7 protein-coding genes are annotated in these 13,078 nt (G+C 63.0%); 6 read left to right on the forward strand and 1 reads right to left on the reverse strand.

The features are described 5' to 3' along the window. Positions 1-2: 2 nt before the first annotated feature. On the forward strand, positions 3-1,397 hold the full coding sequence (locus N8H71_RS14810; protein ID WP_262194549.1) for an efflux transporter outer membrane subunit: 1,395 nt from the start codon (positions 3-5) through the stop codon (positions 1,395-1,397). A 59-nt stretch (positions 1,398-1,456) separates the two neighbouring features. On the opposite strand, the gene N8H71_RS14815 is transcribed toward N8H71_RS14810, so the two are convergent. Next, positions 1,457-3,067 carry a PvdJ/PvdD/PvdP-like protein gene (locus tag N8H71_RS14815; protein ID WP_262194550.1) on the reverse strand — a complete coding sequence of 537 codons (1,611 nt, stop codon included), beginning with the start codon at positions 3,065-3,067 and terminating at the stop codon, positions 1,457-1,459. A gap of 198 nt (positions 3,068-3,265) precedes the next feature. Between N8H71_RS14815 and pvdM the strand changes: the two genes are divergently transcribed. From pvdM to N8H71_RS14840, 5 genes are all read left to right on the forward strand, one after another. Then, entirely contained in the window at positions 3,266-4,636 is a 1,371-nt protein-coding gene (pvdM, locus tag N8H71_RS14820) for a pyoverdine-tailoring dipeptidase-like protein PvdM (RefSeq protein ID WP_262194551.1), read from the forward strand. Further along, a complete protein-coding gene (locus N8H71_RS14825) occupies positions 4,633-5,913 on the forward strand; it encodes an aminotransferase class V-fold PLP-dependent enzyme (RefSeq protein ID WP_262194552.1) in 1,281 nt (426 codons plus the stop codon). The genes pvdM and N8H71_RS14825 overlap by 4 nt, the downstream gene beginning before the upstream one ends. 46 nt (positions 5,914-5,959) lie before the next feature. After that, on the forward strand, positions 5,960-6,868 hold the full coding sequence (locus tag N8H71_RS14830) for a formylglycine-generating enzyme family protein (RefSeq protein WP_262194553.1): 909 nt from the start codon (positions 5,960-5,962) through the stop codon (positions 6,866-6,868). A gap of 142 nt (positions 6,869-7,010) precedes the next feature. Continuing rightward, complete coding sequence (locus N8H71_RS14835; protein ID WP_262194555.1) at positions 7,011-8,672, forward strand: cyclic peptide export ABC transporter; 1,662 nt, start codon at positions 7,011-7,013, stop codon at positions 8,670-8,672. Between the two features lie 133 nt (positions 8,673-8,805). Next, positions 8,806-12,978 (forward strand): amino acid adenylation domain-containing protein, encoded by a 4,173-nt coding sequence (locus N8H71_RS14840; RefSeq protein WP_262194556.1) that lies wholly within the window; start codon positions 8,806-8,808, stop codon positions 12,976-12,978. Positions 12,979-13,078: the final 100 nt, after the last annotated feature.

A 13,078-nucleotide genomic window follows, 5' to 3' on the forward strand; every position in this document is an offset into this window, starting at 1 on the left:
CTATGAAACCGCGCCTCAGCCTGTTGACCGTTTGCTTGATACTCAGCGCCTGCAGCAGTCCCGTCCAGCGTCCGGACAGCGGCGTGCAGCCGCCCCCGACCTGGCAATCGCCTCACATCGACAACCGCGCGCGCGAGGAAGCGCGCTGGTGGACCCGGTTCTCCAGTCCGCAACTCAATCAACTGATCGAACAGGCCCAGGTCGGCAGCTACGATCTGGCCGCCGCCATTGCCCGGGTGCGTCAGGCCCGCGCCGACACCGTCATCGCCGGCGGCTCGCAATTACCCGAGGTGCAAGCCACGGCCAACGCCAATCGCCAGAAACTGCTGCGCGGCAATGGCTACAGCCAGCTCGATGCGAGCAGCAGCAACAAGGCCGTGGATTACTTCGACGCCGGCCTGAGTGCCAGTTACGAAATCGATTTCTGGGGCGGCAACCGGGCCTCCCGGGACAGCGCCCGATTCAGCTTGCAGGCCAGCGAATTCGACCGGGCCACAGTGGAGCTGACTCTGCTCAGCGGCGTGGCCAACAGTTATGCGCAAGTCCTGTCGCTGCGCGAACAGAGCCGCATCGCCGAACTCAATCTGACCAATGCACAAAACGTCCTGCAACTGGTGCAGACCCGCTTCAATGCCGGCTCCGCCACCGCGCTGGAACTGGCCCAGCAAAAAAGCCTGGTGGCGGCGCAGCAACGGCAGTTGCCCACCGTGCAGCAACAGGCCGAAGACGCGCGGATCAGTCTCGCCGCCCTGCTCGGCCGTCCCGTGCAGCAGTTACCAGCCAGCGTCGAATCGTTCGAGCAGATGCAATGGCCGGAGATTGCCACCGGCGTACCGAGCGATCTACTGACCCGCCGCCCGGACATCGCCCGCGCCGAAGCACAATTGGCGGCGGCCCAGGCCGACGTAACCGTTGCCCGTGCGGCGATGTTTCCCAAGCTGACCCTGACCGCCAACCTGGGCTCGGGCGCCAACCAGATCGGCGATGTGCTGCGCAGCCCGTTCTACAACCTGACCGGCGGCCTCGTCGCTCCGATCTTCAACAACGGCCGCCTCGGTGCCGAGCGCGACAAGGCCACGGCCCGGCAGGACGAGCTGCTGCAGACCTATCGCGGTGCGATCATCAACGGTTTTGCCGACGTGGAAAAAGCCCTCAACAGCATTCGCGGGCTGGATGAGCAACGGCAGTGGCAAACCGAGGAGCTGAATCAGGCACAGACCGCTTTCAACATCGCCCAGAGCCGCTACCAGGCCGGCGCCGAAGACTTGCTGACAGTCCTGGAAACCCAGCGCACGCTGTATGCGGCGCAGGATCAGAATGTGCAACTGCGCCTGTCGCGGATGCAAGCGAGCATCGCGCTGTACAAGGCGCTGGGAGGCAGTTGGGAGATTCGCTGAAACACTGATTCGCACAAACGGGAAAGGATCGCAGCCTGACACAGACTGCGATCCTTTTTTTATGCCTTGGCTTTCAGGTTGCGCGCATACCACGGCCGTTGCGGCACGCGGCGGAACAGCGCGGCGAGTTTTTTCTCGTCGTTGAGGAAGGTGATGCGCAGCGCCAGCTTCATGGTTTCCGGGTCCATTTCCACGGTCTTGCCGACCTGCAGGCCTGGCGTGGTGCTGCAACCATGAGTCACCGGCCCCAGCCACGGATCATCGACTTCCACCCAACGGCCGGGGGCAAACCACGGCACGCCATTGACCACCAGACGCGAGACTTCGCCCGGATGGAAACGCTCGTGAGCGCGGAACCAGTCTTCGATCCGGTCATCGATCCAGCCATGGAAATGCCAGAACGCAGGGTTGACGTGGGACGAGAACGGATCGCCGAGAAAATCATTCTCCGGGCCAAACCAGCGTTGCGCGAAATCCGCCGGATCCCGGGCAAACGGCACCGGCTGACCGTTGGACGGATCGCGCGGCACGGAGGCCCAACGCATGTGCAACCAGTCGTGCAGACCGAGCTCCACCTCGGAGCCGAACTGGCCCAGGGTGAGCCTGGACAGATACGCCGGATCACGGTACTGAGACTCCCAGACCTGGAAATTGCTTTCATAAGTCTCGGCAGTCTTGATGTCACTGACCCACTGGCTGTATTCGTTGTCACCGTCGGCCAGCCAGGTCGGTGGCAGTGCCGTGCCGTCATGGTTGTCGAAGTAGCGGGCGAATCCGGCGCGGTCGCGTATCAGCTCCGGCTGCGGCAACGGAAAGTACTCCCAGGATGGCAGATCCTGCATCGATCTCGCGGTGCCCAGCATGTGCCGGTGCATGAAGAAAAAATCGACGCCCGAACCATTGCGATCCTTGCGTGGCCCACGGGCATCACGCTCCTTGTCCCGCGGCCCCGGCTGCCAGCCGATGCCACGCAAGGCTTCGCGCTTGTCTTCCGGCAAGGTGTGCCACTTGTCCCGGGTCGCATGCCACAGCTGATGGAACAGACGATGCTCGGGCGAGATCAGCCAGGCCAGCAACGTCGGGTTCAGCGGCGTACGCTCGCGGGCTTCGGGAAACAGCCGCTTGACTGCGACGAAGCCGTTGTCCTGCGCCGGCCAAGCCAATGGCCGGTCCAGGCGCAAGGCCTTGCCACTGAGAGTGCCGCTGCCGGCATTGCCGAAATCGGCCCAGACTTCGTCGAGGATCATTTCCAGTTCATAGTCGATCCGGCCATCGGCACTGATCAGGCGCCAGCTCAATTTCGCGGCATCAGCGCCGGCAAGATCACCCAGAATTCGGTAACGAGGTGTTTCGCCGGAACGCAGTCGCGCTGGCGTGTCGAGAAATCCGCACACGCCCCGGCCTTTCTGGCCAATGTCGAGAAACACCTGCAAGCCGTTCGCCGGCAGCCCTTCGAGGCCCGCGTCACGCCCTTCGAAACGGATGTCCCAGACTCCGCGCAAGGCATTCGCCAGGCGCTGTCCGGCCACGTCAGCGACGTCGAACGACGCCTCGCCGGGGGTGATCGTCGGATCCGGCTTCGTCCATTCACGATGCCCAAAATAAGCCGCCGGCACAGCAGCGCCGGTCAGCGCCAGGCCTGCCATGAACCATCGTCGAGAAATCTTCATTGCCCTACCTGTGTCAGCCATGAAGCAGGCTTTATCCAAGCTAGAACGTTTGCTGCCATGGCAAATTTAAGCGCCCGTCACGACGCACGTTTAACCCCTCTCCCGTCGCACTAAATTTCCACGGCTGCCAGTCGTTCTTCCCAGATAGCAAAGGCCCCTGCGCCTGCACTTCGATGGCGAACCTGACTGAGATCGGCAATGACAAAACCACGTTCGAAAAAGGCTCTTTTCATCGGCCTGCCACTGGCACTGGCGATCACCGCCGGCGCCGGCTTCGCCGTCTGGGAACACTGGTTCAAGGACGATCTGGGCTATCCGGTCAAAGTCGTGAAACAGGCCGCCGAACTGCACGAGCGCATGCTGTCCTTCGACAGCCACATCAGTCTGATGCAGAACTTCGGCACCGACGGCAACGAGGCTGACAAGGACGGCAAGGGCCAGTTCGACCTGGCCAAAGTCAACCGTGGACAACTCTCCGGCGCAGCGCTGACGATTTTCGGCTGGCCGGAAATGTGGAACGGCCCCGACGCGCCGCACAAACCCACCGCAGGGTTCATCGACGAGGCGCGCAATCAGCAGGAAATCCGCTACAGGATCATCTCCGGCATGGTGCGCGACTTCCCCAACCAGGTCGCCATCGCCTACACCCCGGACGACATGCGCCGCCTGCACGGCGAAGGCAAGTTCGCGATCTTCATCAGCATGCTCAATGCCTATCCGCTGGGCCACGACCTGAACCTGCTGGATCTGTGGACCGCACGCGGCATGCGCATGTTCGGCTTCAGCTACATCGGCAACAACGACTGGGCCGACTCGTCGCGCCCGCTGCCGTTCCTCAATGATTCGCCGGACGCCCTCGATGGTCTGTCGGATCTGGGCAAACAAGCGGTCAAACGCCTGAACGACCTGGGTGTGATCATCGACGTGTCGCAAATGTCGACCAAAGCGCTGGAACAGGTCGCGCAACTGAGCCGCACACCGCTGGTGGCCTCGCATTCGGCACCACGGGCGATGGTCGACATCCCGCGCAACCTCAGCGACAAGGAAATGCAACTGATCAAAAACAGCGGCGGCGTGGTGCAGATCGTGGCGTTCTCGCAATACCTGCGCCCCCTGACCCAGAAAACCCAGGATCGGCTCAATGAATTGCGCAAAGAGTTCGACCTGCCGCCCCTGCCAAACCTGGCCATGGCCCTGATGCCGGGCGACCCGATCATCTCTGCCTGGTCCGAGCAGAAGTTCGGCCTGTACGCCAGCCGCCTCTACGCGATCCTCGAAGACGAACCCAAGGCCAGCCTGAAAGACCTGGGCGACGCCATCGAATACGCGGTGCGCAAGATCGGCATCGACCACGTTGGCATCAGCTCCGACTTCAATGAAGGCGGCGGCGTAAAAGGCTTTGAAAACGTCGGCGAGATCCGCAACGTCACCGCCGAGCTGCTGTCGCGCGGCTACTCCGAAGCGGACATCGCCAAGCTGTGGGGCGGCAACTTCCTGCGGGTCTGGGATCAGGTCGAAAAAGCCGCAAAACCGGCCCTGGCCACTGCACGGGAAACGACCAAGCCATGAGCAATCGTCGCGAGTTTCTGAAACAGGCCGGCATGCTGGCCGCTGCTTTGCCGTTGGGCGCCAGTCTGCCAGCGATCGCCGAAACGGCGTCCACCCCGGCGGCGTCCGGGGACAAATGGACGCAATTGCGCCAGCTGTTCGACCAGGATCCGGCGTACCTGCACTTCTCCAACTTCCTGATCACCACCCATCCCAAACCGGTGCGCGAAGCCATCGAACGGCATCGCGCCGCCCTCGACAAAAACCCTGGCCTGGCCATGGACTGGGACCTGGGCGTGATCGAAGAGCGCGAAGAAAACGTGCGGGTCTGGGCCGGCCGTTACCTGCAGGCCAACCCGAAGCAGATCGCCCTGACCGGCAGTACCACCGAAGGCCTGACCATGATCTACGGCGGCGTGCATGTGCGCCCCGACCAGGAAATCCTCACCACTGCTCACGAGCACTACGCCACCCACACGATCCTCGCCCTGCGCAAGGAACGTGAAGGCACCAAAGTGCGCAAGATCCACCTGTTCAAGGATCCGCACACGGCGACCAAAGCCGAGATTCTCACCGCCATCGACAGCAGCATCCGCCCCGAAACCCGGGTGCTGGGCATGTGCTGGGTGCATTCGGGCAGCGGCATGAAACTGCCCATCGGCGAGATCGGCGCCATCGTCGACAAACACAACCGCGGGCGCAGCGATGCCGACCGGATCATCTACGTGGTGGACGGCGTGCACGGCTTCGGCGTGGACAACCTGAATTTCCCGGAGATGAACTGCGACTTCTTCGTTGCCGGCACCCACAAATGGATGTTCGGCCCACGGGGCACCGGCATCGTGTGCAGTCGTTTCGAAGAGGTGAAATACGTCACGCCGATCACCCCGACCTTCTCCGAAGCCACGGCGTTTTCCACCACCATGACGCCCGGCGGCTACCACTCCTTCGAGCACCGCTGGGCGCTGGACGAGGCCTTCAAGCTGCATTTGCAACTGGGCAAGGCCGAGGTCGAGGCGCGCATTCACGCCCTCAACAGCTATTTGAAAAAACGTCTGCTGGAACACCCGCAGATCGAACTCGTCACGCCTCTGAGCCCGCAGCTGTCAGCCGGCTTCACGTTCTTCCGGGTCAAGGGCAAGGACTGCGACAAGATCGCCGCGTTCCTGATGCAAAACCGGGTGGTCGCCGATGCCGTGGAGCGCGATGTCGGGCCGGTGGTGCGCTGCGCACCGTGCCTGCTCAACGACGAAAGCCAGATCGACCGCTTCATGAAACTGCTGGTAACTCAGTTGTAGGCACCCGACGCCACGAATTCCTTTCCACCTGTTTACGAGAGAACCGATGAACAGTGAGCTGCGTAGTTTTTCCTTGAAGTCGCTCCCCGCGCTGTCCCTCGCCGCACTGCTCGCCAGTCTGCTGCCGGGTCTGGCACAAGCCGCCGAACCGAGCAAACCGGGGACAGTATTCAAGGACTGCAAGGACTGCCCGGAAATGGTTGTTCTGCCCACCGGTACGTTCACCATGGGCACCCCGGATGACGAAGTCGGTCGTGAGCCGGACGAAGGCCCGATGCACCCCGTGACCTTCGACAAACCGCTGGCCATCAGCCGCTTCCAGGTGCTCAAGGGGCAATGGGACGCTTACCTCAGCGACACCGGTTACAAGATGCCGGACGGCGACAAACGCCCCGGCCGTGCGTGCAAGGCCGGGATTCCGGACTACCAGGGCAGCGATCCGAAAAAGCAGTACACCGACAAACACCCGGCCGTGTGCATGGACTTCAACGAAGCCAACGACTACGTGGCGTGGCTGTCGAAGAAAACCGGCAAGACCTACCGCCTGGTCAGTGAATCCCTGCGTGAATACGCAGCACGCGCCGGCAGCACCGGGCCGTTCCCGTTCCCCTTCGACGAGGGCAAGGAATACAGCATCGCCAAACATGCCAACACCTACGGTGCCGCTGACGGCTACAACTTCACCGCCCCGGCCGGCAGCTTCCCGGCCAACGCCTTTGGCGTCTATGACATGCACGGCAACATCTACGAGTGGACGGCCGATTGCTACAACGAAGACTATGTCGGCGCTCCGAGCGACGGCAGCGCCATCACGACCGGCAACTGCAAGGTCCGCCGTATCCGTGGCAACGACTGGGGTGAAGCGCCGGTATTTTCCCGTTCCGGCAACCGCAACGCGACGTACAGCGACACCCGTGGCGACTGGATCGGTTTTCGCGTGGCGCGGGATCTGTAACAGCCAAAGTACCTCCCTCTCGCTCGTCGCCTGAGACCTCGATAAACCCGTGGGTGGCTAAATCGCTGCCCGCGGGTTTCGTCTTTTAACCAGCCCAACCCTTGAACCTTTGCCCTTGCGGGCACTAGAAGCGGAAACCTCCATGACCACAAAATCCCGCGGAGCCATCAGTGAAGTCCTCGGCCTGCTCAAGCCTTACCGGGTCGTCGTGGTGGTGTCGATCCTCCTCGGCATGCTCGGTGGAGTCAGCGTCACCGCCCTGTTGGCGACCATCAACAAAGCCTTGAACGGTGCGAGCACCCCGTCGACGGACGTGCTGCTCACCTTCGCCGGGCTCTGCGTCGCCGCCCTGCTCTGCTCTATCCTGTCGGACATCGGCACCAACCACGTCGGACAGCACATCATTGCCGGCCTGCGCAAAGCCCTGGGCGAGAAAGTGTTGCTGGCCCCCATCGAACAGATCGAACGGTTTCGCAGCCACCGCCTGATTCCGGTGCTGACCCACGACGTCGACACGGTCAGTGATTTCGCCTTTTCCTTCGCACCGCTGGCCATCGCCTTCACGGTCACGCTGGGTTGCCTGGGGTATCTGGCGTACCTGTCGCTGCCCATGTTCGCCTTGTTGCTGGTGGCGATCGTGATCGGCACCGTGGTCCAGTACATCGCCCGTGCCCGTGGCATCAAAGGCTTCGAACAGGCCCGCGAGGCCGAGGACGAATTGCAGAAGCACTACAGCGCCATCGCCGCCGGCGCCAAGGAACTGCGGATTCACCGCCCGCGTCGCCAGCGCATGTTCAGCCAGCGCATCGAAGGCACGGCGGACTCGATCTGCAACACCCACATTCGTTCGATCAACACCTTCGTCGTCGCCAAGACCTTCGGCTCGATGCTGTTCTTCGTGGTGATCGGCCTGGCCCTGGCCCTGCAATCGTTCTGGCTGGGCACCGACAAGGCGGTACTCAGCGGTTTCGTGCTGGTGTTGCTGTACATGAAAGGCCCGCTGGAATACCTGGTCACCACCCTGCCGGTGGTCAGCCGCGCCAACATCGCCTTCAAGCGCATTGCCGAACTGGCGGAACAGTTCTCCTCACCGGAGCCGCACCTGTTGCTGCGCGAATCTGCACCTGCGAGCAAAACCGCCGTGCAGCAATTGCAGATGCACAACGTCCACTACGCGTTCCCGCCAGTCAAAGGCAGCGCTGCGTTCGAACTGGGCCCGGTCAACCTGAACATCGCCCAGGGCGACATCGTGTTCATCGTCGGTGAAAACGGCGGTGGCAAAACCACCCTGATCAAACTGTTGCTGGGCCTCTACGCCCCGCAGCGCGGCGAAGTACTGCTCAATGGCCAGGTGGTCGACGCCAAGGCCCGTGACGACTATCGCCAACTGTTCACCACCATTTTTGCCGACTACTACCTGTTCGATGAGCTGGTGCAAGGCGATCAGCAAGTACCGGCGGACACCAGCCGCTACCTCGAGCGTCTGGAGATTGCTCACAAGGTGAGTATCCAGGACGGCGTGTTCAGCACCACCGACCTGTCCACCGGACAACGCAAGCGTCTGGCACTGATCAATGCCTGGCTGGAGGAGCGCCCGGTGCTGGTGTTCGACGAATGGGCGGCGGATCAGGACCCGGCGTTCCGCCGGATCTTCTACACCGAACTGCTGCCCGAGCTGAAAAGCCTGGGCAAGACCATCATCGTTATCTCCCACGACGACCGTTATTTCGACATCGCCGATCAACTGGTGCGCATGGAGGGTGGCCGGGTCGTAACCCAGAAAAAGCCGCTCGCCACCGCCTGAGGTTAATCCGCCGAACACCTTCAGCCGCCCGGACGTCGCGTCCCGGCGGCTTTCACCCGAATGCCCTGCGCCGTGCTCGCGACGGCTGACAACACCGTCAGCGACCACCGCGCCGTCCACCCCCGAGAGCCCGATGAACGACTTACTCGATGATGAGGTACTGGCGCTGCTGATGGCAGATGCCGGCGAACACTCCCAAGGCATTCCTGCCCGCGCCCGTCCGGCCCCGGCGCCGCTGTCTTTCGCTCAACAGCGATTGTGGTTCGTGCAGCAACTGACCCCCGACAGTGCCGCCTACAACCTGCCGCGCGCGGTGCGCATCACAGGCGAGCTGCAACCCTCGCGTCTGGAAACGGCGCTGAACAAGGTCATCGAGCGCCATGACATCCTGCGCAGCGCCATCGTCGAGATCGACGGCATCGCCATGCAGGTGCTCGACGAAAAAGCCACGCTGCCCCTGGGGCACGAAGACTTGCGCGGGCTGAACAGCGAACAACGGGAACACCAGGTCACCCGCCGCATTCATAGCGAAGCCGGCCGGCCATTCGATCTGGGCCTGGCCCCGTTGATGCGGGCGACTCTGCTGCAGGTCGCGGACGACGAGCACCTGCTGTTGCTGAACATGCACCACATCGCATCGGACGCCTGGTCCAATGCGATTCTGCTGCAGGATCTGGGACAGGCCTATGCACGCGCCGGCGCCGGCGACTTTTCACCGCTGCGCCGTCCGGGCATTCAATACGCTGACTACGCCACATGGCAGCGTGGCGAATACCTCGACAGTGCCGCCTGCCGCACCAGCGCCCAATACTGGCAAAGTTACCTCGGACAGGCCCTGCCGCCACTCGACATGCCCGTAGACTTTCCACGTAGCGAGCAGCACAGCCATCCGGCGGGCAAGCATGATTTCAGTCTGCCGGCGCCTCTGGCACAAGCGCTCAACCGGTTCTGCCAGCAGCAGGGCCTGACGCCGTTCGTGGTAGTGCTCGGCGCCTGGCAACTGCTGCTCGCGCGCTACAGCGGCCAGCACGATTTCACCGTGGGCGTGCCCAACGCCACGCGCAATCGCAGCGAGACTCAGGAACTGGTGGGTTTCTTTGTCAGCACCCAGGTCTACCGCGTACGCATCGACCCGCAGATGCCGGCCAGGGATTTTCTTCAGCGCCTGCGTCAGGAAACCCTGTCCGCGCTGGATCACGCCGACTACCCGCTGGAATTGAGCTTCGACGACTTGCAGTTGCAAAGCAGCCAGCAGATCAATCCGCTGTTTCAAGTGCTGTTCAACTGGCGCACCGACGCGGCCACTGCGGTGCCGCTGACGCTGGGCGATCTGGCGCTGGACTTCCTTGAAAGCGGCACCCGTCAGGCGAAGTTCGACCTGTCCCTGGACGTCAGTTATTCGTTGCGCGGGATCGACGCCAACATCGAATACAGTGCAGACCTCTACACCCCGGCGACCATCGAGCGGCTGGCCGGCCACTGGCAGAACCTGCTACTGGCCCTCACCGAGAACTCGACCCGCGCCCTTGGCGAGCTGCCGCTGCTGAGCCACGACGAACAACGCACACAGCTTGAGCAATGGAATCCACCGGCCGCAGCGTTACCCGCCGAAGGCGTGCACCAGTTGTTCGAACGCCAGGCCGCCGTCACCCCGGATGCGATCGCACTGATCTGCGACGACGTGCAACTGAGCTACGCCCGGCTCAACTCGGCGGCCAACGCACTCGCGTGCACGCTGATCGAGCGTACAGTCGGCCCGGAAGTACGGGTAGGTATCGCCGTGGAACGTTCGGCGCAGATGATCATCAGCCTGCTGGCGGTGCTCAAGGCCGGCGGCGTGTATGTGCCGCTCGACCCCGATTACCCGCAGGATCGCCTGACGTGGATGATCGAAGACAGCGGCCTGAGCGTCCTGCTGACCCAGCGCTCGCTGCTCGAACGCCTGCCGGCGGTGCCGGCGGTCAGCGTCCTGTGCGTCGATGAACTCGACCTGCTTGATGCGCAGCACAGCGACAACCCGGCCTGCCGCACCCAGAGCGATAACCTCGCCTACGTGATGTTCACCTCCGGCTCCACCGGGCGCCCGAAAGGCGTGGGTATCACGCAGGGTGCGCTGACCCGGCATGCCCAGGTCGCCCTGGAATTTCTCGGCCTGACGCCACAGGATCGCTCCCTGCAATTTGCCACGTTCAATTTCGACGCCTTTGTCGAACAGCTTTACCCGGCCCTGATCTGCGGCGCCTCGGTGGTACTGCGCGGACCGGACATCTGGGACAGCGAAACCTGGTATCGCCAGTTGCTCGACAAGCGATTCACCGTCAGCGACCTGACGACCACCTACTGGAACATGCTGGCCAAGGACTTTGCCGCCGCTGGCGAGCGTGACTATGCCGGCCTGCGCATGGTGATCGTCGGCGGTGAAGCCATGCCGCCGGAAGGTGTTGCGGCCTGGGGTCAGGCCGGTCTCGGCCATGTGCGCCTGCTCAACACCTACGGGCCGACGGAAACCACCGTCAGCTCGACCGTGCTCGATTGCAGCGACTACGTCACCGGGCGCACCGCCCTGCCGCGCAGCATGCCGATCGGGCGTCCGCTGGGCGGGCGCACCATCTACCTGCTCGACGCTGGTGGGCAACCGGTGCCGGTGGGCGTCGTCGGCGAACTGGTGATCAGTGGCGAACTGTTGGCCCGTGGCTACTTCAAGCGCCCGGATCTGACGGCCGAACGGTTCATGCCCGATCCGTTCAGCCGTGATGGCGGGCGCCTCTATCGCACCGGCGACCTGGCCCGCCATCGCGCCGACGGCGTGATCGAATACGTCGGCCGACTCGACCACCAGGTAAAGATTCGCGGGTTCCGCATCGAACTCGGAGAAATCGAATCGTGCCTGCTGCAATCCCCGGCCGTACGCGAAGCGCTGGTCATCGCGCGGGAAGGTTCCGCCGGCCTGCAACTGACCGGTTATGTCGTGGCCAGCGCCGGCGCCTTGAGCGACACCCAACGCCTTGAACTGCGCGATACCCTCAAGGCCGATCTCCGAAGCCGCTTGCCCGCGTACATGGTGCCCAGCCATCTGATGGTGCTGGACGCCATGCCCGTCAGTCCGAATGGCAAACTGGATCGCAAAGCCTTGCCGCTGCCGGACGTCAGCCAGGCACAAGGCGCGTTCAAGGCGCCCGAAACGGCGCTGGAAAAAGCCCTCGCCGAACTCTGGCAAGAGTCGCTGAAAGTCGAGCGGGTGGGCCTCGACGACAACTTCTTCGAACTGGGCGGGCATTCGATTCTGGCCATTCAGTTCATCGCCGCGCTCAATGCACGGCTCGGCATCAAACTGGCCCTGCAACAGATGCTCGCTCACCCGACAATCGAGGCGCTCGCGCGATTCATCGCCCTGGAGCACCAGCAGCAGGCGCAATGCGTGGTCGAACTCAGCACTGCGGGCTCTTCCGCCCCGCCGCTGTTCTGCCTGCACCCCAGCGGCGGCATCGTGTTCTGCTATCAGCCATTGGCCAAACGCCTGAGTCCCCATGCCCGCACCTTCGGGGTCATGCACAAGGGGTTTGCCGACAAGGATTCGAACGCCCAGACCTGGGCGGAAATGGTCGCCGAATACACCCAGCAGATCGTTGAAAAACAACCGGTCGGCCCGTATCGGCTGATGGGCTGGTCGCTGGGCGGCGCGATTGCCATGGACGTAGCCGCCGAGCTGGAGCGCCAGGGCAAGGCCGTGACGTTCCTCGGTCTGGTCGACACCACGCTGCCGGACAGCGCACTGCCGGCGGATGTGCCGCGCAAACCGCTGGAGGAAGACAACCCGGACCACTTCAGTGCACGCAACGAACTGTCGGTCGCCGTGGAAATGTTCAGCCTGATGTTCGCCCACCTGGAAGAGCCGGCGGCACGTTTCATCGCCGACCACCCGGAGATCGATCTCAAGGGCTTCTACCACTGGGCCAGCCAGCAAGCGTCCACCCGCGAGGAAGACATGGTGGCGACCCTCGAAGCGATCCGTCAGGAAATCATGAACGCCCAGGCATTCTCCATCCATGATCGCCTGGTGAAATCCTTCGATGCGTTTGCACTGCCGACCCTCAAGGTCGAGGCCAGTTGCTGGTGGTCGCTGTCCCACAAGACGCTGGAACAGGTGCTGCATTCGGAGCAGGTCTTGCGCGAACACACGGTCAGCGGCCAGTTACAGGGTTCGGTGCATTCTCCCCTGCCGCACCGCAGCATGATCTATGGCGAGTCCTTGCTGGAGTCCTTCGAAGCGGTGTTCCTTGCCTGCGAGGCCGCGCGGCGCGACTGACCGCCCAGAGCCGTAAACAGAAACGCAGAAGCCCTGGCTTCTGCGTTTTTTTATGTCCGCTGCCCGGTGCGCGTCGGTTCACGCAATGCCCTGGCCGCAG

It is taken from the genome of Pseudomonas koreensis (genome assembly GCF_025447595.1).
GTDB lineage: Bacteria > Pseudomonadota > Gammaproteobacteria > Pseudomonadales > Pseudomonadaceae > Aquipseudomonas > Aquipseudomonas koreensis_H.

What these genes read in the sequence shown, in the direction of transcription:
- N8H71_RS14810 (WP_262194549.1), top strand. Translation starts at nt 3, where the DNA reads ATGAAACCGCGCCTCAGCCTGTTGACCGTTTGCTTGATACTCAGCGCC.
- N8H71_RS14815 (WP_262194550.1), bottom strand. Translation starts at nt 3,067, where the DNA reads ATGAAGATTTCTCGACGATGGTTCATGGCAGGCCTGGCGCTGACCGGC.
- pvdM (WP_262194551.1), top strand. Translation starts at nt 3,266, where the DNA reads ATGACAAAACCACGTTCGAAAAAGGCTCTTTTCATCGGCCTGCCACTG.
- N8H71_RS14825 (WP_262194552.1), top strand. Translation starts at nt 4,633, where the DNA reads ATGAGCAATCGTCGCGAGTTTCTGAAACAGGCCGGCATGCTGGCCGCT.
- N8H71_RS14830 (WP_262194553.1), top strand. Translation starts at nt 5,960, where the DNA reads ATGAACAGTGAGCTGCGTAGTTTTTCCTTGAAGTCGCTCCCCGCGCTG.
- N8H71_RS14835 (WP_262194555.1), top strand. Translation starts at nt 7,011, where the DNA reads ATGACCACAAAATCCCGCGGAGCCATCAGTGAAGTCCTCGGCCTGCTC.
- N8H71_RS14840 (WP_262194556.1), top strand. Translation starts at nt 8,806, where the DNA reads ATGAACGACTTACTCGATGATGAGGTACTGGCGCTGCTGATGGCAGAT.